Raw genomic sequence first — 20,391 nt, 5'->3', positions numbered from 1 at the left:
TTATAGATACGACAAAACCTCAGAAAGTTATTATTATTTTGATTAATTCCCTTTGGAAAACCTTACTATAGTTGCTACCTACATAAAGTTAATAAGATTTCTATTAAACCTAAATATTAATGATCTAATAATAGGGGCGTAACTATCTACCCCATTCTGCTTACACTTGGATCTTAATAAATCTATCTCATGCTTAGGTACTCTTATATGGATAGTTTCTTTCTTCTCATCAAATATAATGTTTCTATTCTCTTCCATTATCTTACTATCCCTAAATGTTGTTCTATTAACTTACCATTAGCTACTTTATATCTAGCTCCAGTTTTTGAGTCTCCAAATACGTAAGTATTGTCATCTGTCTTTACTACATATTTAGACTTCTCAAACCAGTTATATGAAGCTATTCTTTGAGTCTCTGCATTAGTGGGTAATTGATAACCGTTCTCCCAAGCTATTTCTCTTATATTTCTCATGCTATAGCTCCATATAGTCAAATAACTTAATAAGCCTTTGCTTAAGGGCTAATATCTCTTGTGGTTTATCTTTATACTCTCTATCTGCTACATCTCCTAGCTCAAACATTAGAGATACTAACAAATCCAAATCTTTACTTAGTATAGCCAGCAGATGAATGCTTAACATTTCTTTCTGTTTGGTTGTACCATCAGTTGATATTAATTCTAGACCGTTACTATATAACGTTTCGTATATCTCATTTATTGACTCATCAATTAATGTAGTAGGCTTATTCTCAATTTGATCAAAATCTATTCTTTTATCTTCCATATATCCCTCATATTTGCATTACATATAGCTTTACACAACATACAAAATGAATGTTATGTAACTTTATTAGTAATTATATAACGAGGGGGATTGGTGGGATTTTTGGAAGTATTTTTAAGTGATAGTAATCAAAAAAGTGTATTATAATTGCTTTTTATATCTCTATAGAAATTTTCATGTGAGCCTATTTTTAGAAGAGTTAACGTAATAAGCCCTTCATTATAATTGTAGCCTAATAGTATAAGCTGTTTATTTAGTTTAAATTTGTAAACTCTTAAAAAATCTAAATCTCCTTTCTTTTGTTCTCCTATGTAAGGGTCTTTAGCTATTAGCTTGACAGCCTCATCTACTTCTTTTTTATCTATTATAGATAATCTTTTAATATATTTTTTAAATGTACTAGTTTGTTTAATCTTCAAACTCATAATCATCTACCATATTATTATCCATTTCAGCCTTAGCTATTAAACTACCTATAACAAAATCATAAGGTAGATCAGGGTTATCTTCCATAATCTTACCAATCATAGCCCAGTGTTCTATCTGACTGGCACATGAACGATGCATAACCTTAGATATTGCTTTAGCCTGTGTAACTAAATCATCTGATAATCTTACTGATAAAGCCATAATATATATATCCTTAACTTTATTATACTTATGACTTCATTATACCACCTAATGCGATTATTTGCGATTTTAATATATCTCATAGTAATTTTATTCACCAGCCATTAATTCCCTTAACCAACAATTAGCCTTAAACTCTCCAGCATTAGCTTTTTGATGATCGAGTAAGGTTTGGTTATAAGCTTCTAAATATATCTCCTTATATTGCCTTAAAATTGATTCTTGCTTATCTCTAGTTTTATATCTCAGTAAATACTTTATCCATGCTTTAGTACCATTTGATTTATTCCCTCCTGCTAAATTTAAGTCTTGTAAGTAGTCATCTATAGAGAATGGCTTTTGTGGTTGCTGCATGGAATTAACTGCAGCAATTTTATTATTCCTTTTTATAGGCAACTCTTCTATATTTGAGACTTCTATTTTCTCTTTTGGTTTATCTTGATACTTAGTTTTATATTTTTCTAATCTGCTTTCTAATGTGTACATATTAATGATATTCCTATGTGGTTATTAATATTTACCCTAAGCACAAGCAGCACAACAGCACAAACTTGAAACCCTTATGTAGCAACGGTTTAAGCCATATGTAAGCCATACTTGTGCTACTCATGTGCTATAGCTATGTGGCACTTGTAAGCCTTACGTATCAAAGCTTTCAGATAGTTTGCATTGGTTGTGCTGTTTGCACTAAGGATAATATTTATATATTCCATTTATAAACCTTATTCATATAAGTAGATTTATCAGTTAGGTAAATGTAATTATGTTCATCTAATAGTTTTAAACCATCAGATATTAATTCCTTACCTACATTCCTCCACTTAATTCCTGATCTATAAATATCACTAACAGTAAACCCTTTATCATTTGAAAACTTACTCTTCCTAGCTAATACCTCTTTAGCAGTATTAATGGATAAGTCATAAGTATCATCATAAAGATATTTGGCACAATCATTAAAATACAGCATCAACATAATAACCTGCTCTACAGTCTTTACAGATATATACTCTTGGTTACTAGTTTCTGCTAAATGAAAGATTAAAGCTAAAGCATGAAAAGTATTATCAGCCTTACCTAGATACTCAACCATTAGATCGCTTTGATCTCTTCTTTGGATATCACTTTGTAAATGGTTATACCATTCAATATAGTAAGTAAATTTTTATCAACTAATGCATCAAAATACTCTGTTTTATGGCTTTGTAGCTCTATAAGTTTATTAGCCTCTTTGTAATTTCTTGGTACACCTATATAATTTTCTAACTCTTCTATCTTCTCAATAACTTTATATCTAGTTTGTGGATCATATTTAAGAGCTAGTTGCATAGCTCTTTTTTGCCAAAGATATATTGTGGTTGTTCTTTATTTTGTAAACTTATGTATGAGGACAATCCAAATATGGATGGTCCTATTTCTTCTCCTAAAATATCAATTTCGCTTTTAATATCTCTTATAATATGAGAGTGTTGTTTACCAGTAAGCTCAGCTATATCTCTAGAAGTCATAATCACTTTATTATTTAAATTCATTAATTCCATGACTATACCCCCCATATCTCTTTGTATCTTAGAATCTAGCGATGCTTCTACTTCTGTGGCTAAGAAACCAATACTAGTAGCTGATAGCTTGATAGGTTTTATAAAACTGCCTTCTGATACCCATCTATAAATTGTTGACCTTGAAGTACCTGTAAGTTCAATTACTTCTTCGATTCTCATTACTTTTTTATTATCTATTTTTGTTTCCATCCTATTTACCTGTAATTGTATTAAGCTAGCTAGACTTAGTTATTAAATTAATTGTTAACAATCACATTTTAATGGAGTTTCAAGTACTAGGATTTAGCAGCCTGTACTATCTGTCTCGCTAAGGTAAATATAAGGGTGAAAAAAAGGAAAAGCTTATAACGTTTTTAAATTACTGCTTTTGTTTTGTCCTAAAAATAAAAAATACTTGTCTCATCTCTATGTATAAGCCTTTCATATTTGTAGTTTTATGAATAACTCTAAAGCTTTCTTTAAACTGTTTCATTTCTTGACCATCATGAACAACATCACCATTTAAATACAGCATTTTTCTACAAAAAGAATGAAATAAATATTCTTCTCCAGTTGTTGGATTATACGAAGAGTTTTTAACTAAACTTTCCAAACATACTCTTTAAAAAATGAGTGCAGGTCATTTATTGTGGCTCTTCTTTTACTGAGAATATGTTGTTTAGGTGTGGGACGATTTAAAGATGATTTTTCTACTTCATTTAGAATTTTTAAAATGTACTCTAGGCTGTAATCATCCGTAATATTATGTACCAGTTGGTACAAGCTCCTTTAATATTTTTTGGGAATCACTAAGATATTTAATTAATTGCTTTTGATTATTTTTTCTCTCGTTATTTCTTTTTAATCCGTAAATATTATCATCATCTAAACTTATTAGATCTGCATAGTTTGATATATCTGAAATGAAACCAAAATTTATTTTAAGTGAGCCGATCAAACTTTTCTTTTCACAAAGTGACAACCTACTAATAGACAAGATATAACTCAAATCTTTTCTTATTATTTCTGGAACTTTAGCTTTACATATATTTGAATAGAAACTTATTCTAAAAGTAGAATATCCTGACAAACTACGCCCCTCCACAGTGTTCCCAATAACTTAAACACAGCCAAACACTTGGGAATATGTCTTTCGGTAGCAAGCCTAGACTGTGCTTAATTATTTAAAATAAAACTATAGAGTTTTAATTTGTAGAAGAGGGTTTTATTGCTGTAATGAGGTTAAGATATACATTACTATATACGATATTGAACACTCTCCATGCTATTTGAATACGAGCAATAAATTTATATAGAATTGTAGCAATCCCTCTAGTTTTATCGTTCTCACCTGTACAAGTTTTGACAATATTCTCCCTAATTACGGCTAATGGTAGAATGGAAAAAAATAAAAAAGAAAAGAAGCAAAAAAACTCTAGAGTGAAGCTTACTTGATATATGCCGATAACTCTTGTTAATAGCATCATAGACATTGATATACATATAGATAGGAAAAAAGAACATGGACCTCTAGTTCTTAAAAAATTATTTTTGCTTAAATATGAGCTTATTTGAATTACAACCCATATCGTCAACAATACTAAAATAGATTGCTACCTAAATAACTAAAAAAACCTTCTATCAAACAAGGGATTCCTATACCCACTATCACCATATATATATCTTCATACTTAATGCTTCTTTTCATCTTATATCCTCCAGCTTTGTTACATTAGAATTAGCCTTAATATTATCTATATAGTCAGCCCAAGTCTGCATAATATTAATTCTCTCATCTATATACTCATAGCCATTATAAGCATTCTTAACTTTATTATCACTAACATGAGCTAAACAATATTCAGTAGCAAGCTCTCTCCAACCATGCTTACCAGCTAAATGTTCTACTCCTGTTGTAAATATATGTCTAAAGCCATGAGGTGTTTGTTTAGGCTTATTATTTAAACCATTATATCCTAATGTATCTTGAAGCCCTTGTCTTAAAGCATTGTGTGTTATAGGCTTTTTACCATCTATACTAAATATACAACCATCTTCTTTGTAAAACCTCTCTTTTAAATCCATTAAGATTTTATAAGCCTGTTTACTTAATGGTTGTATAAAATCAGGTCCTTTTCTTTTACTATGTTGTGAGCCTTTCATTTTAGCAGCAGGAATAACTAAATGCTTACCATGTTCATTATCATTAATTTCTTTCCACTCAAGACTTAGAACTATACCCGGTCTAAAAGCTAAATAAGGTAATATTTGTAAAGCTCCCTTGGTTATTATATCTCCAGGATAGCTATCAAAATCATTAAGCATTTGGCTAAACCAAGCTTTTTGCTTTATAGGGTCTATATATGCGTAATTATCTCCCCTTTCTCTAGACAATACTCCACTAATATCTTTAACTATATTATGCTCAACAAAGCCTCTAGCTACTGCATACTGATAAATATTTGAGAATAAATCTTTCTTTTTTCTTTGAGCTGATGGAACACTTCCGAATTTTTCAATAAATTTAGCAATTTCATAAGTTTTAATAGTATCAATATATCTACTACCAAATATTGGCTTTATATCTTTATCTAATATTCTTAGCTTCCTTTTCTTACTATCATCACCAATATCTAGTTTATCTATAGCTTTAATAGCTATATTCATAAATAAACGCTCATCTTTAGTTTTAGTAAGCTCTCTATGTATCTTAGGATTTTTATTATTGGCTAATATACTATTATATTTAAATGCTTTCTCTCTTGCTTGTTTTAAAGATACGTCAGGATAAGCCCCCTAAACCCATAGTTTTACGAGCTTTATTTATTTTATATATAAATATCCATCATTTAGTATTAGACTGTATAATCTTTAAATAAAGCCTATTCCCGTCTCCATGAGTAGGTCCATCCTTAAATGTAAGACTTTTAATTTTTGTATCTGTTAAATTTCCAGCCATAATTTAAATTAATAAGCTAGTTTATTAACAGTATATCTCAGTATGTACTCTAGTATGTACTTTTTTATAGGCTTCATTGATACAACTTGATACAAGATAGTACATATAATATTGTGAAAGTATTGATTTCATTAGGTTTGCGATACGAGATGATACGCTATGAAATACCAATATGGTGCCCGGGGCCGGACTCGAACCGGCACGGAGGTTAAGCTCCGAGGGATTTTAAGTCCCTTGTGTCTACCAATTTCACCACCCGGGCATTAAGTGGAGGCTGAGGCCGGAATCGAACCGGCGTCCAAGGCTTTGCAGGCCTCTGCATAACCATTTTGCTACTCAGCCACTCATGCAAGAGTATGGAGCGGGAAACGAGGCTCGAACTCGCGACCCCAACCTTGGCAAGGTTGTGCTCTACCACTGAGCTATTCCCGCTTTATGAGAAGATATCTTACCTTATTTTTATTTATTGTCAATATAATTTAGTAGAAAAATCCCAATTAAACGTTAGTCTTCGAACCGTTCACAAGAAAATTAATATCAAAAATTTTATCCACATTTCCAAAAAACTTTAAAGAAGGTTGCTTCTCACTAACTTTCACACCTTTATCTGAAATATTATTTGCTTCTTGAAGCTTATTTGCATCTTCAAGCATCATTTTAATAGCCACATTTTGGTTAACTGGTTTTTTAGCAGTTGCTTCTATACTAATACTTTGAGGATTTTGCAAAAATATTGCTACAGAAGATAGAACCTTTCTGACAAACTGATCTTTTTGTTGAACGGCTAACAACTGAGCTAAAGCTCCATAAGAAGCTAAAGCTTGACTAGCCGGAGTATTAGGATCTGGATTTAAAAGCTTAGCAACTTCTTGTAAAAGACCTTTATTCTCAAATTTGATTTTAAATGATTTAATACAAAGTCTGTTTTTACAGTTATATAAACTATTCTTCTCTGTCTCTGATATTAATCCCAAATATGGAAGCAGCTCAAGATTACCATCAACAACTCCTACTGAGTTTCCACTCAAACTAGCTAAGCCTTGTCCACTAAAACTTGCGTTTGAATTAAACTTAGAAGAACTATACTCTTGATCACTATGAAGTTTAAATTGAATATTATCTTTTTTAGTAAAATCAAATACTGATTGAACCTTAGAATCTTTTGGAAAATCTTTTCTAGAGAATTCAAAGTTAACATCCACTAATGAGCTTGATTTATCAATATATGCTACTTTTAAAGCATCTACATAATCATCAGGTATCTCTTTTACACTAACATCAGGAAGATTTACGTCTTTTGCAAGAAAATAATATTTTAAGAAATCTTTTCCCGCTAGTTTGCCATTTGCATAAATTTTAAGATCTCTTGAATCTTTATCAAAACTAGCATTAAAAACAAATGACGGATAATTTTTATATTTTCCTAATAACTGTTCTGTAGATCTTTTTATAACATCAGAAAAATCGGCTGTTATTTTAAAATCACCAAGATTTGATTCGCTTATTGCTTTTGGTAATTCATCTCCAAGATCTTTAACCTTAACACCATACAAATCAACATTATCAAAATCAATTTTTGCAGAAATAAATTTATGCTTATTATTAGTAGAATTAATATCTAATGATAAATGTTTCTTATCATAATCATACTTAATAGAAATATTATAAATTCCCTCTCCAAGTATATTCAACAGTGTCCCATTTAGATCATCATTATTTGCAGCTCCAGCGATTGCTTCATCTTTATCATCTACAGGCACTATTTCACTTTCTGCAACTGCTGTTGGTAAATTTGTAATACTTAACCCCTCTATACTAGCCTTGAAATCCCCATCTACTGTGCCATTTGCATCTAAACCTTGGATCTCAAGTTGATTTATAGACATATTTAGCTTTTGTTTATCTTTAGAAATTATCAATAAATTTGAAGCACTAATATTTCTAGAATTATCTACTTTAACGTTCCCTACTGTAACTTGGTTTTGATATGACAAAAGTGAGCTTATATCACTAACAATCAAATCTTTAACATCATCAGCTGCAATATTCTTTTCTACTGCCTGCTTTTGGATGTCATTTTCTTTAATATCATCTGCATAAGCTGTAAATGTTAATGCTGATGATGCCATTAAAAGAGCCAAAGCTTTTCTTTTGAAATTCATTTTAAAATAATCCTTCACTACTCGTTCTAATTTAATTATTACAGTCTCTTTCTTTAAAGAAGTTATTCTTCACCATTTTTGCCGATATATCTTAATTATGAGACTGTTTTAGTATAACATTAATAAATTACTGTGTATCTTCATACAATCAAAATTATAACACTAAAATGAGAGATCTTTCAAAACTAGATATTCCTAAGAAAAAACAGGAAGAAGAAGTACAACAGAAACAAGAAGTTAAAAATACTAAGAAAAAAAAATTAGTAATAGTTATTGTTGTTTTATTATTAGCAGTGGCTGTTGGATCAAAAATAATAAACAAACATCTAAAAAACAAAAAGGCTGAAGAAGCTAAAACAATAGCTGAATCTACAGAAAGTAGTCAACCATCTAAAGAAGTCTCTCAAAAAACAGATGAACAAAATACCGAAAATAGTGATGATAAAGCTAATTTCAATAAAGATCTTGATATTAAAAATGCTGATAAAATGACATTTACTTTTTACAACAAACTAAAAAATGAGACTGTTGAAGTAGATGCTGTTCCTTCTAGTGAAAGAGCCCAATATAAGTATACATATATTTTCCAAGTAGCTTCTTTCAGAAATATGAATGAAACAAAATATTATACTCAAAAAATGGAAAGTGTTGGCTTAAAACCAAAATTTGAAGAAGTTGGCAACTGGATAAGAATGTATATAGGACCATATGACAGTCAAAGAGCTATGGCTCCAGATATTATAAAACTACAAAAAGTTGGCATTAACATGGGCTTCACTAGAGAAATAAACAAGGTCAAAATAGAGCCTGAAGATCAGAAAAAAAATGATGACTCAAAAGAGAATGCCAATAATAAAAAAGACAACAAAGATAAAGCTAACTAAAAATTATTCTTCAAATCTCTCAATTTAATAAACATTTCTTGACCCAACTTATAATTAGGTAAAGCATCACTTAGCTTATTGTCACTTAAAGACCTAATAAATATATTAAATTTACTTTCCTCAGAAAGAGTTACTATGGGTTTGTGGTCTGCCACAAGAGGAACTACTGTTTCTTTGTAATGCAAAAAAGCTTCATCATTAGGCAGAATACTTAATGCAAAGGCTAAGTTTCCTTCCCAATAATCATGTGCTGGATATAGCCTTATATCTCGATCAAGCTTAACTAATTTGGATATGGAGTGATAAAGATCTTTAACATTTGCTGTCGCCGCTTGAACTCCGCCAACTCCAGCATTAAACAATGTGTCTCCACAAAATAAAGCCTTCTCATCATCGAACAAATAACAAACATGATCTGCTATATGTCCAGGTGTATAGAAAACCTTAATTTTACAAAATCCTAAATCAAGATTATCACCTTCTTTCACATAAACATCTGGCTTAAATCTATCATTTTCCTCAAAAGCATAAACCTTAGCTGAAGGAAATTCTTCTAGAAGTTTATTTACTCCAGCTATATGATCACCATGTTTATGAGTTACTAAAATAGCTTTTAATTGTAATTTTTTACTATTTAAAAAATCACTATATATATCAGCTCTTAATGGGTCTACAACAATAGCATTTACATCATCATAAATAACATACTGATAATTTCTTAAACTATTATCTAAGAACCATCTTTTAATTTGCATCATGCTCTTCCTGATCACTATAAACTAATTTTGAAACAGATAAATCTATACCCGATGCGCCACCATTCTTTATAAAGAACTTACATAAGATATGATTATACTTTTCTCTTTGCTGAACGCTCATTTTTTCAGCAAAGTTTTTTTCTATATACTCGTTTGTATCTTTAAAAATATCTTTCTCAGACTTAATCATTGCTAACTCTAACAATACTAACATACTATCTATATTAGTATTTTCATCATTACAAACCTTACTAAATACTCTAGATAAATTAGTACTAAACGCTGTTACATAAATATACAAAGCTGATGGATTAACATTTTCAGATCGTATAAGTTTTTTCAAAACTTTTTCTGCACTTTTAAGTTCATCAAACTTTAATAATTTACTAGCATATGCTATTTCAACATCATCACTTAACTGATCAAAATCATTATATGTTTTTTTAAGATCACTTAAATTTGTAGCCCCAGTTAATGTAAGAATAGCTAAGTCTTTTCTCACTTCATCTTGGATGATATCTGAATATCTATCTAATAGTTTAAAAGCAAATTCCGAATCTTGTTTAGCTATAGCAATTTTCACAGCAAGTGAAACAATCTCTTTTTTAAACTCTTTTCTTTTCTCATTTAAAAGAAGACCATTTATACCCAGTGTTGCTTCGTGATACTGATGTCTTAAAGCTTGCGTATAAATTAAAAAGTACCTATATATAAAACTTTTAGGATCTAATTTAACTACCTCTTTTTCTAAGTCCTCTGCCTTCTCAGCTTCTGCTATTAACTTTAATTTAGCAAAAGTTATATACTCTTGTAGATCTTTAGGAACAGTCTTCTTTAATTTTGAAAGATTTATATTTAAGATCTTATCTTTATTACCTAAAGATACTCCAGAAATTATATCAGCAAACTTTTGCTCCTTATTCGCTGAAAAGAGACCTAAAAACCACTTCCCTAAAGCTATAGGAATATTTACTAAAACACATACCAATCTATATGCAAAGAAAAGTAAAAATATTAAGACCAATATTGATAAGCTGAAAAACACAAGATTCAATTTAATCACTTTTCCAGCAACCACTATCATTACATAGCCATCATATTTTGAAACCAATAAGCCCAAAACAGTCGCTAAAGCTATTATTACTATAAATTTAAAAATCTTTAGCATCTTAATTTTCCTTAATACTATTAGAATTTTGCTTAGCTTCTGATATTAACTGATTTTGTTGTTTTGTTAATTTATCTATCAACTTATCAATTTCATCACTTAAGCTTCCAGACTGTTGAGTATGCAATTTTTCAATCTCAGATATTACCTGCTTTGCTTTATCATCTTGAACAAAATAGGTTTTTAGAATATTTAATAAATTATCTTTTGCCTGTTTAATAAATGTTTCATCATTTATGTATAATGCATTCTGTAAATTTATAAGAGTCATATATAAAGTATCTGATATATATTGCTGAGATTCTTTCGTTGCTATTAATTTCTGATCCTTTGATATATCTTGAATTTCAACCATTGAGCCTAAATAGCCAAGCAATTTACTCTTATCATCACTACTATTCTGAGTTTTAGGTTGAGTTGCATTTTCAGGAGTAACTAAGGTTAAACCTGCAATTTGTCCTTCAATAACTATAAAATTTCTGATCACATCTGTCGATGTAGTATGATTTTTTAAAGCATTTCTCACACTTACTTGCTCTGATGCACTTATTTCTACTGTTGGTACAGATTGAAGCTTTTGAAAAGCTACATTAATTAAACTATTAGCCTTAACTGTATCATTTGAAAATAAAGCTACATCTTTTGCTAAAGTTAAATAATCTATAGCAGATTGTATATTTATTATAGATAAATCTGTATAAACATCTCTAGTCGGTGAAGTTACTTGCGCATTTAAATATTCTATTTGCTTTTGTAATGCTGCAATGCTTTGTGATTGAGCTTGATTTTGATCATTAAGACTAGCTAAAACTTGACCTCTTGAAGACTCTATATCTTCCAAGTTTTTTTGAAAACTCTCAATTTTAGAGCTATTAATCTTAATTTCTTGGCCAACTCCTTGATCTTGAGTTAAGTTAGTATTTTTAAAACTCAAATATGTAAACCCACTCCCAGCCAAAGCCGCTAATGAAATAATTAATGATAAGCTAGGAATAGCTTTACTTCTTTTCTGTTTTATATCTTTATTTGGATTATTAATTTCATTACCTGACATATATTAATTCCTTTCAAAAAACTTCTTAATAACATCACAAATGCTTTGATTATCAACTTTTTCTAAAAATAAAGTCTTTTTAAAGCCCTCTGCTGTTACACATTCTAGCATTTTTGTGCTTGTTATTGTAACTATAGAATTTATAGGTTTTGAATTTATAGGAAAAATTGTATTTAAAGCATTAAACACATCTAGACTTGTCGTAACTATTATTTTAGGAGATTTATTATGAAAATAATGATTATATTTTTCTAATAATTGTTCTGGATTTTGAAAATCTCGCTTATATGTTTTAATTTTTTTGCACTCGACATTTTTTGAAAGAGTTTTCTCTAAAAAGTCATTTCCACCTTCTCCACTAACTAAAGCTATCTTTTTACCATCAAACCCATTTATTGATAAAAGATCATACAGCGCTTCAGAATTATATTTTTCTGGATAGTTAACTAAGAGATTTTTTCCTAAAAGAACTTTTGCTGTACTCTCTCCTATCGCCCATATTTTAATATTATTAAGAACAACTTCATCATATACGTCAAAAAAACCTTGTACCGCATACTTACTAGTAAAAATAATATCCGTAAAGACTCTTTTATCAAAAGAAAAATCTAAATAATCAATTGAAACTGTGGGTAATATTACAGAAGTAATATTATGCTCAATTAAAATATCTCTTAAAACTTTTGCATCTTTTTCTGGACGACAAATCAGTATATCTGCCACTTTGACCATTTTAATTATATTTATTAGCTGTTATATATATAAAGTCTAACATTGATTTAAGTCCATTAGCTCTTGTAGCACTTAAATTATTACTAAAACCTATTTCTGATATAAAGCTAATATTAGACTCTACTATATCTTTAGGCCTAGCATCATTATAGACCCTTAACAAAAGTCCTATAAGTCCTGATACAATCAGAGCATCACTAGTTGCTATAAAATGAAGCCTTCCTTCACTATATTCATAATCAAACCAAACTTGTGATTGGCAACCTTTTACTATATTTTCAGGAATTTTTTTATCTTCTGGAAAAATAGGCAGCTGTTTACCTAAAGAAATAACATAATCATACTTATCTTCCCAGTCTTCAAAAAAAAACAATTCCTCAACAACTTCTTGCTGTCTTATCTCAACGTCATTAGCCATTTTGAAGCACCTAACTTTAGAATTTAATTAATTTAAAATGATAACATAATTAGCTAGAAGTGGAAAATGCTAAAAAATATATTGACTTCATATTTTTGCATAGTTATTATAGCAAATAGAAGTTCCCCGATAGCTCAGTCGGTAGAGCAGTTGACTGTTAATCAATTGGTCGGCGGTTCAAGTCCGTCTCGGGGAGCCAGATAGAAATTTGATATGCATTTATTGATTTCATAAGGGTTTATAACCCTTACAAGTTACACTTAGGACTGCCTTGCAGTTTCACATTTTCTCCTCATTTCTTATCTCATATTGTGGATTGTCAGGTAGCCCTAAGTGTATCTATAGTATTTATAAATTTTTCTTATAAGCCTTATTATTTATTTAAATATTCTTTTAATATTTATTGCTGTAAAATTTTTCTATAAAAAATTCTGGGAGTTAACTTATGATTTTATTAATATTTCTCTTTTCACTTATATGCTTGATTTCTGCTACAACTAAAAAGTATAAATTAGCATTAACATTTTTCATTATTTCACTAACTCTTCTACTTATAGTCTTTATTCCTCACACTATAAGATATATAAACATACAGCTATAAGGAATGAACTCATGGAAGTCAGGAGAAAAATTTTAAATACTTTAGATTCTATAGCAATAATAGGATTAACTATCGTTCTTTGCATGGCCTTTTATTATCAACTTTTTTTAAATGAGTTACCATGTGCTTTATGTGTATTTCAAAGAATTGCTCTTTGTTTATTAACATTTGGACTTACTCTAAATCTTATCCATGGCAATCAATCAAAGCATTATTTTTTTGTAGTACTAGTTGCTGTATTAAATGCGAGTATGGCTCTTACTCAAATACTACTTCATATTGTTCCAGGCACGGGCAATTATGGAGATGCTTTTCTATCTCTACATATGTATACATGGAATTTCATAATAAGCGCTGTATTTATAATATATTCAGCAGTTGCAGGATTATTTAGCCCAAATGAAAAAATAGATATTAAAGTTCCTCTTATATGTAAAATAGCAGTTACCTTAATAATTATATTAACCTTAGCCAATACAATTAGTGTTTTTATTGAGTGCGGACCTCATCTTTGCCCTTCTGATCCTGAAAATTATTGGCTTTTAACAAAAAAATTATAAAAATAACAATATTTATCTCATAAGGTGTTGACTCAATGTCATAATTTGCTACAATACCCGTCACCAGTTCCCCGATAGCTCAGTCGGTAGAGCAGTTGACTGTTAATCAATTGGTCGGCGGTTCAAGTCCGTCTCGGGGAGCCAAAAAATTCTTTCTCATATTTATTCGACTTAAAGAATATGATTCTAGACAGTTTTATACTGAATAACTCCTTAGTTTTTCATAATCTCCTCAACTTCACTGTCTGGAATCATTTTTGTTATTTGATAATATTTTTTTTTGCTATAATTTAGCAACATTAAGAACTATTAGAAATAATTTGATGAAAGCCTCTCAAGCACTTATCGCTACAACCAAAGAACTTCCAAAAGAAGCTGTTCTTATTAGTCATCAATATATGCTAAAAGCTGGTTTAATTAAAAAGCTAGCTTCAGGAGTTTATACGTGGCTGCCTATGGGATTAAAAGTACTACAAAAAGTACAAAATATTGTTCGCGAAGAGATGAATAAATCTGGAGCAAGTGAACTTCTTTTACCAAGTATACTTCCGTCAGAGCTTTTGCAAGAAACTCATAGATGGGATAAATTTGGACCAGAACTACTAAAACTGAAAGATAGACATGATAGAGACTTCTGTTATGGCCCAACTCATGAAGAACCTATTGTTGATATGGCTAGAAGCGTTATAAAGAGCTATAAGCAACTTCCATTAAACCTTTATCAAATACAAACTAAATTTAGAGATGAGATTCGCCCAAGGTTTGGTGTTATGAGAGCAAGAGAATTTATTATGAAGGACTCATACTCTTTCCATGAGAATTCTGAATGTTTGCATAACACATATCAAACAATGTATGAAACTTATTCAAATATCCTTAATAAAATAGGCTTAAAATACCGTCCAGTTAAAGCAGATACTGGTGCTATCGGTGGAGATAATAGCCATGAGTTTCAAGTATTAGCAAATGCTGGTGAAGATATCATATGCTATAGTAATGGAAGTGAGTATGCAGCAAATATTGAGCTTGCTACTTATGCTAGACCAAATTTAAACTCAAGAACCAATTCTAATAATATTATTGAGAAAATTTACACTCCAAATATGAAGACTATCGAAAAGCTTTGTAATGAGATGAAGCTTGATGTCAAAAAATCAATAAAAACGATGGTTATAAAAGATAAGGATAATAATTTCTTTGCTCTAGTCATTCGTGGAGATCATGAATTAAATGAAACAAAGATAAATAAACTTCCACAAATATCTGCCCCATATACAATGGCAACTCGTGAAGAAATTTTTTCACTTTTTAATGCTAATCCAGGTTCACTAGGAATAGTTAACTGCCCTATCCAAATCATAGCTGATTATAGCGCTATGATGATTACTGATATTTGCTGTGGTGCTAATGAAGATGACTATCACTATATGAATGTAAATTGGGATAGGGATGTTAAGGATTATGAAACTTCTGATATTAGAAATGTAGTTGAAGGCGATGTTTCTCCTGATAATAAAGGCTCCTTACAATTAACTAATGGAATAGAAGTTGGACACATCTTTGAACTTGAAGACATATATTCAAAACCTATGAAAGCTGAAATTATAGGACCTGATGGAAAAAGCAAACCAATACTAATGGGATGTTATGGTTTTGGTGTAAGCCGTGTAGTTGCTGCTGCTATTGAACAATCTTATGATGAGAATGGGATAATCTGGCCAGAAGCTATAGCCCCATATCAAGTTGCTATACTACCTATAAACTATACAAAATCTGATGAAGTAAAAAAAGTAGCTGATGAACTGTATGCTGACTTAATATCACAAGGTATAGAAGTGCTATTGGATGATAGAGGTGCTAGACCAGGAGTGATGTTTGCTGATGCAGATTTGATAGGCATATCTCATCACGTGATAATTGGTGACAGATTATTAGAGCAAGGTTTAATTGAATATAAGAACCGCAAGACTCAAGAAAAACAAGAAATAACTATTCAAGAACTTAATAAAATACTAAAATAATCAATTTTTCTTACATAATAAATCTCTGTTTATATTGTCATTAAAAGCAACTGTAATATATAATCAAAATTACCTAATTTTTGAATTATTTTAAAATGATAAAAGCAAAACCATATTTAGATACTACCCCATTTGTATATGGAAAAATGGCTACAATGGCCGCTCAACATAATGCTGTTAGTTTTACTCAAGGTGCTCCTGATTTTGATACTCCTGAATGGTTTATTGATAAAACAACTTATTATATGAAAAAAGGGTTTAACCAATATGCCCCTATTCCTGGCGCTCCTAAGTTACGTCAAGCTATAAAAGAAAAAGTCAAAATCTGTTATGACACTAATGTAGATGTTGACAATATTATAATAACCTCAGGTGCTGGAGAAGCTATATACGCTGTTTTAACTTCATATATTGAAAAAGGAGATGAAGTTATATTCTTTGATCCAACTTATGATCCATATAATAGCGTTACTCTCATGAACCAAGGTATTCCTGTAAGATTAAAACTTCAAGAAAGTGGTAAAATAGATGTAAAAGCTATTGCCAATGCTATTACAGATAAAACTAAGGTAATTATTCTAAACTCGCCTCATAACCCTATGGGTACTGTTATTTCTAAAGAGGAATATCAAGAGATAGCTAAAATTATAAAAGGCAAAGATATCCTACTGTTTGCTGATGAGGTATATGAACATATATATGCTGGTGATGAATTCACTAGTGCTTTAGAAATTCCTGAATTACGTGATCAACTTGTAGTATTCCAGTCTCTTGGTAAAACATTCAATCTGACAGGATGGCGCATTGGAATCTGCATTGCTCCTAAAGCTGTTATTGAATATATTATAGTAGTAAAGCAAGTCAGCTCATTTTCCCCATCACATCCAATGCAGCTAGCTTTAGCTGATGGTATTGTAGAACATCCTGAATACTATTTAAATTTAAATAAAATTTATAAAAAGCAAAATGCTTTACTTAGAGAAAAATTAAAAAACTCTCAATTTAAATTATTGGCGTGGGAAGGCTCTCCTTTCCAGATACTAGATTATAGAGGCATATCAGATGAGAATGATATGGAGTTTTGTACTCGCTTAATTAAAGAGTATGGAGTTGGACTAATTCCTTGCTCTTCTTTTTATGAAAAACCTGAACATGGACTGTTAAGGTTATGCTTTGCTAAAAAGGATGACGCTATCATTAAAGGAGCTGAGATATTATGCAAAATTTAAAAGTAGCCGTAATTCAAAGCGATATCGTTTGGGAAAATAAGCAACAAAACTATAAAAATTTTGCTGAAAAGATTAATTCTTTGGAAAATGATGTTGATTTAATAGTATTACCAGAAATGTTCAGCACTGGATTCATTATGAATCCAACAACATCTCCAAGTAATGAAGAAGATGTAATAGAGTGGATGTACTCTCAAGTTAAAGGTAAAAATACTGCTATCGTTGGTAGTGCTGCTACATTTACCAATTCTTCTAAAATAGCAAATCGCTTATATTTTGTAACTTCAAATAAGGAAGTATTCACTTATGACAAAAACCATTTATTTGTCCATGCTGGAGAAGATAAAAAATATATCGGAGGAAATAAGCGAGAAATCATAGAATATAAAGGTTTTAAAATACTTTTAACTGTATGTTTTGATTTAAGATTTCCCGTATTCAACTGCAATAAAAATGAATACGACATATTAATAAATGTGGCTTGTTGGCCAGAATCCCGTCGTAAGCATTGGCAAGCTCTTTTAACAGCTAGAGCAATAGAAAACCAAACATTTGTTATCGCTTGTAATAGAGTTGGAGAAGACCCAAATCTTAAGTATTCTGGAGATAGTATGATTATTGACTTTAACGGAGATATCTTACGTCACGAAGAGTATAAAGAGTCTATATTAAAATCTACACTAGATAAGGATGCTCAAAAAGAACATAGACAAAAATTCAACTTTTTAGCATCTCAAGATAACTTTACTCTTCACCTCTGATAACTTGAGAAAGCTTCTGTAAAACAGCATTAACAAATAGATACCCTTTCTCAGTTCCCATATTATATGCTAGCTGAACATATTCTTTTATAATAATCTGATATGGATTCTCTAAGCACTCCATAAGTTCTGCAACTCCAACTTTTAAAACAGCTAAATCGACATAATTTATTGAATCAATACCTTCATTCGCACTTTCCTCAATATATTTATCGATATCTAACTCATAATTATTCACTGCATCAATCAATCTATAAAAAAAGTCCCAATCAGTCTCGTGCCTATCTGCATTATCTGAATAAAATTGAACCTTTAACTCATCATATGATGTTTCTGCTATTTTTCTTTGATAAAGTGCTTGAACTGCATATAGTCTCGCATTATTTCTAGCTCTTGCTGTAGTTTTCATTTTGCACCTTTAGATTTTCTACTGAAGTGGCTTTTCCCACTTATTTATTATACTATTAAAATGTTTAGGCTAACATTATACATATAAAAGCTAATTATGCACAGATGGTGGAAAGAAATTGATCTAAAAGACATGAATAATACTCAATGGGAATCTATATGTGATCGTTGTGGATTATGCTGTCTAAATAAACTACAAGATGAAGAAACTGATGAAGTTCATTACACACGTGTTAGCTGCAAATTATTAGATATTTCTAAATGCCAATGCGCTATGTATAGTGAAAGAAAAAAACTAGTAAAAGATTGTATACAACTAACATATAAGCAGCTAAAAAATCACGCTCATAAATGGCTTCCTGAAACTTGTGGATATAAAAGGCTTTTTGAAGGAAAAGATTTACCAGAATGGCACCATTTAATAACTGGCTCTACTGAAAAAATGCATGAATTAAAAAAATCAGCTAAGCATATTGCAATTTCAGAATATGAAGTCGGTGAGGATGAGTATTTGGATGATTTTATTATAAAAATTTAATAACCTATATTTAATATCTAATATATAATCCTATCACTATAACATCACATATATTTTTGATGTATCAGCAGATCAATACTCCTTTAAATCCTTTTTATGAAAAAATGATATCTGAATACTTAGGCAATGGATATTCGATTGTTGAAAACTGGCTAGAAAATGATGAAACAGATTTGTTAAGAAAAGAACTAGCCACCTTAAATAAAGAAGATAAATTTAGAAAATCTGCAGTGGGTAATAGACTTACTGAAACTATAGAAAAGAATATCAGAGGAGACTTTATTTATTGGTTAGATGAAACTAAACATGCCCATGCTTTTTTTCTTAAAATAAATGATTTTGTTAATTATTTAAACAAAACATGCTTTGCTGGAATTATTTCAAAAGAGTTTCATTATGCTATCTACCCTACAGGAACTTTTTATAAAAAACATATAGATACTTTCCAAAATGATGATCGAAGAGTTATATCTATTGTTTGTTATTTAAATAAAACCTGGACAATAAATAATGGTGGCGAACTTAAACTTTATTTAAAAGATGGAACTAAAGAAATTTCTCCTACCAATGGAAAAATAATTATATTTGATAGTAAAACAATAGAACATGAAGTTCTTCCCATATTATCGGGTAAGCGCTTAAGCATTACAGGATGGTTAAAAACTAGTTAAAATACTTTACTGAACTCCTCTGCATATTTAACCGTTTTATTTTCTAATATCTTTAGCTTATTTGTTATATCAAATACCATAAATACTTCTGCAGGAACATCATATTCACTTAGTATTTTATATTCATCTGTAGAGTGAAAGCCAAATTTTGGATAATAGTTATGGTGACCTAATACAAAAATAGCATCTATTTTTGAATCTTTTGCTGATTGTATAACCGATTTGACTAATTTTGTTCCAATTCCTTTATGTTGATACTCTGGCAAAACTGCCATAGGTCCAAGTCCAAATATTTTTATATTATCAACATCGTCACATGACATCTCTGAAAGAATTATATGACCAACCACCCTTCCTCCTAACTCTGCCACTAATGAGATAACTCCATGATGCCTAGCATGTAATAGTCTGACTAACTTTACTTCATCATCACTATCAAAAGCTTGCGCAATAACTTTATATATTTCTTCCTGATCTTTAAGCTTTTCGTTTCTTATTATAATATTCATA

27 protein-coding genes and 5 tRNA genes are annotated in these 20,391 nt (G+C 30.2%); 9 read left to right on the top strand and 23 right to left on the bottom strand.

Annotated elements, in window-relative coordinates:
• Positions 1-78: 78 nt before the first annotated feature.
• From KX01_RS04565 to KX01_RS04490, 16 genes are all read right to left on the bottom strand, one after another.
• The gene (locus KX01_RS04565; protein WP_083578899.1) at positions 79-258 is read right to left on the bottom strand and encodes a hypothetical protein; all 180 of its coding nucleotides are present in this window, start codon (positions 256-258) and stop codon (positions 79-81) included.
• Positions 258-473, bottom strand: a complete 216-nt coding sequence (locus tag KX01_RS04560; RefSeq protein WP_071663859.1) for a hypothetical protein — start codon at positions 471-473, stop codon at positions 258-260. The genes KX01_RS04565 and KX01_RS04560 overlap by 1 nt, the downstream gene beginning before the upstream one ends.
• Position 474: 1 nt before the next feature.
• Positions 475-786 carry a hypothetical protein gene (locus tag KX01_RS04555; protein ID WP_071663858.1) on the bottom strand — a complete coding sequence of 104 codons (312 nt, stop codon included), beginning with the start codon at positions 784-786 and terminating at the stop codon, positions 475-477.
• A 128-nt stretch (positions 787-914) separates the two neighbouring features.
• Complete coding sequence (locus tag KX01_RS04550; RefSeq protein ID WP_232223356.1) at positions 915-1,211, bottom strand: type II toxin-antitoxin system RelE/ParE family toxin; 297 nt, start codon at positions 1,209-1,211, stop codon at positions 915-917.
• Positions 1,195-1,416 (bottom strand): ParD-like family protein, encoded by a 222-nt coding sequence (locus tag KX01_RS04545; protein ID WP_071663856.1) that lies wholly within the window; start codon positions 1,414-1,416, stop codon positions 1,195-1,197. The genes KX01_RS04550 and KX01_RS04545 overlap by 17 nt, the downstream gene beginning before the upstream one ends.
• Before the next feature lie 90 nt (positions 1,417-1,506).
• Positions 1,507-1,902 (bottom strand): hypothetical protein, encoded by a 396-nt coding sequence (locus KX01_RS04540; protein ID WP_071663855.1) that lies wholly within the window; start codon positions 1,900-1,902, stop codon positions 1,507-1,509.
• Between the two features lie 214 nt (positions 1,903-2,116).
• Positions 2,117-2,509: a hypothetical protein gene (locus tag KX01_RS04535; protein WP_071663854.1), complete on the bottom strand. Its 393-nt coding sequence runs from the start codon at positions 2,507-2,509 to the stop codon at positions 2,117-2,119.
• Entirely contained in the window at positions 2,509-2,745 is a 237-nt protein-coding gene (locus tag KX01_RS09445) for a hypothetical protein (RefSeq protein ID WP_071663853.1), read from the bottom strand. The genes KX01_RS04535 and KX01_RS09445 overlap by 1 nt, the downstream gene beginning before the upstream one ends.
• Entirely contained in the window at positions 2,736-3,167 is a 432-nt protein-coding gene (locus KX01_RS09440) for an AlpA family phage regulatory protein (protein WP_071663852.1), read from the bottom strand. The genes KX01_RS09445 and KX01_RS09440 overlap by 10 nt, the downstream gene beginning before the upstream one ends.
• Before the next feature lie 169 nt (positions 3,168-3,336).
• A complete protein-coding gene (locus tag KX01_RS04520; protein WP_071663851.1) occupies positions 3,337-3,570 on the bottom strand; it encodes a hypothetical protein in 234 nt (77 codons plus the stop codon).
• 150 nt (positions 3,571-3,720) lie between these two features.
• The gene (locus KX01_RS04515) at positions 3,721-4,047 is read right to left on the bottom strand and encodes a hypothetical protein (RefSeq protein ID WP_071663850.1); all 327 of its coding nucleotides are present in this window, start codon (positions 4,045-4,047) and stop codon (positions 3,721-3,723) included.
• Positions 4,048-4,661: 614 nt separating this feature from the next.
• Positions 4,662-5,624 carry a tyrosine-type recombinase/integrase gene (locus tag KX01_RS04510; protein ID WP_071663849.1) on the bottom strand — a complete coding sequence of 321 codons (963 nt, stop codon included), beginning with the start codon at positions 5,622-5,624 and terminating at the stop codon, positions 4,662-4,664.
• A gap of 465 nt (positions 5,625-6,089) precedes the next feature.
• Positions 6,090-6,178 (bottom strand) — tRNA-Leu (locus KX01_RS04505).
• Positions 6,179-6,184: 6 nt separating this feature from the next.
• Positions 6,185-6,258 (bottom strand) — tRNA-Cys (locus KX01_RS04500).
• A 15-nt stretch (positions 6,259-6,273) separates the two neighbouring features.
• Positions 6,274-6,348 (bottom strand) — tRNA-Gly (locus tag KX01_RS04495).
• Between the two features lie 65 nt (positions 6,349-6,413).
• Positions 6,414-8,078: a hypothetical protein gene (locus tag KX01_RS04490; protein WP_071663848.1), complete on the bottom strand. Its 1,665-nt coding sequence runs from the start codon at positions 8,076-8,078 to the stop codon at positions 6,414-6,416.
• A gap of 167 nt (positions 8,079-8,245) precedes the next feature.
• Here KX01_RS04490 and KX01_RS04485 point away from each other — a divergent pair, with 167 nt between their 5' ends.
• Positions 8,246-8,962: an SPOR domain-containing protein gene (locus KX01_RS04485; RefSeq protein ID WP_071663847.1), complete on the top strand. Its 717-nt coding sequence runs from the start codon at positions 8,246-8,248 to the stop codon at positions 8,960-8,962.
• Here KX01_RS04485 and KX01_RS04480 read toward each other — a convergent pair.
• Genes KX01_RS04480 through KX01_RS04460 form a run of 5 tightly spaced genes read right to left on the bottom strand, consistent with a single transcriptional unit; the run spans position 8,959 to position 13,092 of the window.
• A complete protein-coding gene (locus KX01_RS04480) occupies positions 8,959-9,717 on the bottom strand; it encodes an MBL fold metallo-hydrolase (RefSeq protein WP_071663846.1) in 759 nt (252 codons plus the stop codon). The genes KX01_RS04485 and KX01_RS04480 overlap by 4 nt on opposite strands.
• Complete coding sequence (locus KX01_RS04475; protein WP_071663845.1) at positions 9,707-10,888, bottom strand: heme biosynthesis protein HemY; 1,182 nt, start codon at positions 10,886-10,888, stop codon at positions 9,707-9,709. The genes KX01_RS04480 and KX01_RS04475 overlap by 11 nt, the downstream gene beginning before the upstream one ends.
• Before the next feature lies 1 nt (position 10,889).
• Positions 10,890-11,942, bottom strand: a complete 1,053-nt coding sequence (locus KX01_RS04470; RefSeq protein WP_071663844.1) for a hypothetical protein — start codon at positions 11,940-11,942, stop codon at positions 10,890-10,892.
• A 3-nt stretch (positions 11,943-11,945) separates the two neighbouring features.
• Positions 11,946-12,674: a uroporphyrinogen-III synthase gene (locus KX01_RS04465; RefSeq protein ID WP_071663843.1), complete on the bottom strand. Its 729-nt coding sequence runs from the start codon at positions 12,672-12,674 to the stop codon at positions 11,946-11,948.
• Position 12,675: 1 nt separating this feature from the next.
• Entirely contained in the window at positions 12,676-13,092 is a 417-nt protein-coding gene (locus tag KX01_RS04460) for a SufE family protein (RefSeq protein ID WP_071663842.1), read from the bottom strand.
• Positions 13,093-13,215: 123 nt separating this feature from the next.
• Between KX01_RS04460 and KX01_RS04455 the strand changes: the two genes are divergently transcribed.
• The 6 genes from KX01_RS04455 to KX01_RS04430 all read left to right on the top strand — a co-directional run bounded on the left by KX01_RS04455 (position 13,216) and on the right by KX01_RS04430 (position 18,264).
• A tRNA-Asn gene (locus KX01_RS04455) sits at positions 13,216-13,291 on the top strand.
• A gap of 413 nt (positions 13,292-13,704) precedes the next feature.
• The gene (locus KX01_RS04450) at positions 13,705-14,253 is read left to right on the top strand and encodes a disulfide bond formation protein B (protein ID WP_071663841.1); all 549 of its coding nucleotides are present in this window, start codon (positions 13,705-13,707) and stop codon (positions 14,251-14,253) included.
• A gap of 68 nt (positions 14,254-14,321) precedes the next feature.
• A tRNA-Asn gene (locus tag KX01_RS04445) sits at positions 14,322-14,397 on the top strand.
• Positions 14,398-14,576: 179 nt separating this feature from the next.
• A complete protein-coding gene (locus tag KX01_RS04440) occupies positions 14,577-16,274 on the top strand; it encodes a proline--tRNA ligase (RefSeq protein WP_071663840.1) in 1,698 nt (565 codons plus the stop codon).
• 95 nt (positions 16,275-16,369) lie between these two features.
• Positions 16,370-17,503, top strand: coding sequence for an aminotransferase class I/II-fold pyridoxal phosphate-dependent enzyme (locus tag KX01_RS04435; protein ID WP_071663839.1), 1,134 nt, complete (start codon positions 16,370-16,372; stop codon positions 17,501-17,503).
• A complete protein-coding gene (locus tag KX01_RS04430; RefSeq protein WP_071663838.1) occupies positions 17,491-18,264 on the top strand; it encodes an amidohydrolase in 774 nt (257 codons plus the stop codon). The genes KX01_RS04435 and KX01_RS04430 overlap by 13 nt, the downstream gene beginning before the upstream one ends.
• Here KX01_RS04430 and nusB read toward each other — a convergent pair.
• Complete coding sequence (gene nusB / locus KX01_RS04425; protein WP_071663837.1) at positions 18,248-18,673, bottom strand: transcription antitermination factor NusB; 426 nt, start codon at positions 18,671-18,673, stop codon at positions 18,248-18,250. The genes KX01_RS04430 and nusB overlap by 17 nt on opposite strands.
• 96 nt (positions 18,674-18,769) lie before the next feature.
• Between nusB and KX01_RS04420 the strand changes: the two genes are divergently transcribed.
• Together KX01_RS04420 and KX01_RS04415 are read left to right on the top strand one after the other, a co-directional pair.
• Positions 18,770-19,210 carry a YcgN family cysteine cluster protein gene (locus tag KX01_RS04420; protein WP_071663836.1) on the top strand — a complete coding sequence of 147 codons (441 nt, stop codon included), beginning with the start codon at positions 18,770-18,772 and terminating at the stop codon, positions 19,208-19,210.
• Between the two features lie 59 nt (positions 19,211-19,269).
• Entirely contained in the window at positions 19,270-19,881 is a 612-nt protein-coding gene (locus KX01_RS04415) for a 2OG-Fe(II) oxygenase (RefSeq protein WP_071663835.1), read from the top strand.
• On the opposite strand, the gene KX01_RS04410 is transcribed toward KX01_RS04415, so the two are convergent.
• Positions 19,878-20,390, bottom strand: coding sequence for a GNAT family N-acetyltransferase (locus KX01_RS04410; protein WP_071663834.1), 513 nt, complete (start codon positions 20,388-20,390; stop codon positions 19,878-19,880). The two genes, KX01_RS04415 and KX01_RS04410, sit on opposite strands and share 4 nt — an antisense overlap.
• Between the last annotated feature and the right edge of the window lies 1 nt (position 20,391).

Origin of the sequence: Francisella frigiditurris (assembly GCF_001880225.1) — a bacterium.
Lineage (GTDB): Bacteria > Pseudomonadota > Gammaproteobacteria > Francisellales > Francisellaceae > Francisella > Francisella frigiditurris.
This window is presented reverse-complemented; position numbering and strand designations above follow the sequence as displayed.

What these genes read in the sequence shown, in the direction of transcription:
- KX01_RS04460 (WP_071663842.1), bottom strand. Translation starts at nt 13,092, where the DNA reads ATGGCTAATGACGTTGAGATAAGACAGCAAGAAGTTGTTGAGGAATTG.
- KX01_RS09440 (WP_071663852.1), bottom strand. Translation starts at nt 3,167, where the DNA reads ATGGAAACAAAAATAGATAATAAAAAAGTAATGAGAATCGAAGAAGTA.
- KX01_RS04420 (WP_071663836.1), top strand. Translation starts at nt 18,770, where the DNA reads ATGCACAGATGGTGGAAAGAAATTGATCTAAAAGACATGAATAATACT.
- KX01_RS04410 (WP_071663834.1), bottom strand. Translation starts at nt 20,390, where the DNA reads ATGAATATTATAATAAGAAACGAAAAGCTTAAAGATCAGGAAGAAATA.
- KX01_RS04430 (WP_071663838.1), top strand. Translation starts at nt 17,491, where the DNA reads ATGCAAAATTTAAAAGTAGCCGTAATTCAAAGCGATATCGTTTGGGAA.
- KX01_RS04475 (WP_071663845.1), bottom strand. Translation starts at nt 10,888, where the DNA reads ATGCTAAAGATTTTTAAATTTATAGTAATAATAGCTTTAGCGACTGTT.
- KX01_RS04510 (WP_071663849.1), bottom strand. Translation starts at nt 5,624, where the DNA reads ATGAATATAGCTATTAAAGCTATAGATAAACTAGATATTGGTGATGAT.
- KX01_RS04465 (WP_071663843.1), bottom strand. Translation starts at nt 12,674, where the DNA reads ATGGTCAAAGTGGCAGATATACTGATTTGTCGTCCAGAAAAAGATGCA.
- KX01_RS04490 (WP_071663848.1), bottom strand. Translation starts at nt 8,078, where the DNA reads ATGAATTTCAAAAGAAAAGCTTTGGCTCTTTTAATGGCATCATCAGCA.
- KX01_RS04480 (WP_071663846.1), bottom strand. Translation starts at nt 9,717, where the DNA reads ATGCAAATTAAAAGATGGTTCTTAGATAATAGTTTAAGAAATTATCAG.
- KX01_RS04450 (WP_071663841.1), top strand. Translation starts at nt 13,705, where the DNA reads ATGGAAGTCAGGAGAAAAATTTTAAATACTTTAGATTCTATAGCAATA.
- KX01_RS04435 (WP_071663839.1), top strand. Translation starts at nt 16,370, where the DNA reads ATGATAAAAGCAAAACCATATTTAGATACTACCCCATTTGTATATGGA.
- nusB (WP_071663837.1), bottom strand. Translation starts at nt 18,673, where the DNA reads ATGAAAACTACAGCAAGAGCTAGAAATAATGCGAGACTATATGCAGTT.
- KX01_RS04550 (WP_232223356.1), bottom strand. Translation starts at nt 1,211, where the DNA reads ATGAGTTTGAAGATTAAACAAACTAGTACATTTAAAAAATATATTAAA.
- KX01_RS04485 (WP_071663847.1), top strand. Translation starts at nt 8,246, where the DNA reads ATGAGAGATCTTTCAAAACTAGATATTCCTAAGAAAAAACAGGAAGAA.
- KX01_RS04545 (WP_071663856.1), bottom strand. Translation starts at nt 1,416, where the DNA reads ATGGCTTTATCAGTAAGATTATCAGATGATTTAGTTACACAGGCTAAA.
- KX01_RS09445 (WP_071663853.1), bottom strand. Translation starts at nt 2,745, where the DNA reads ATGCAACTAGCTCTTAAATATGATCCACAAACTAGATATAAAGTTATT.
- KX01_RS04470 (WP_071663844.1), bottom strand. Translation starts at nt 11,942, where the DNA reads ATGTCAGGTAATGAAATTAATAATCCAAATAAAGATATAAAACAGAAA.
- KX01_RS04540 (WP_071663855.1), bottom strand. Translation starts at nt 1,902, where the DNA reads ATGTACACATTAGAAAGCAGATTAGAAAAATATAAAACTAAGTATCAA.
- KX01_RS04535 (WP_071663854.1), bottom strand. Translation starts at nt 2,509, where the DNA reads ATGGTTGAGTATCTAGGTAAGGCTGATAATACTTTTCATGCTTTAGCT.
- KX01_RS04565 (WP_083578899.1), bottom strand. Translation starts at nt 258, where the DNA reads ATGGAAGAGAATAGAAACATTATATTTGATGAGAAGAAAGAAACTATC.
- KX01_RS04415 (WP_071663835.1), top strand. Translation starts at nt 19,270, where the DNA reads ATGTATCAGCAGATCAATACTCCTTTAAATCCTTTTTATGAAAAAATG.
- KX01_RS04560 (WP_071663859.1), bottom strand. Translation starts at nt 473, where the DNA reads ATGAGAAATATAAGAGAAATAGCTTGGGAGAACGGTTATCAATTACCC.
- KX01_RS04555 (WP_071663858.1), bottom strand. Translation starts at nt 786, where the DNA reads ATGGAAGATAAAAGAATAGATTTTGATCAAATTGAGAATAAGCCTACT.
- KX01_RS04440 (WP_071663840.1), top strand. Translation starts at nt 14,577, where the DNA reads ATGAAAGCCTCTCAAGCACTTATCGCTACAACCAAAGAACTTCCAAAA.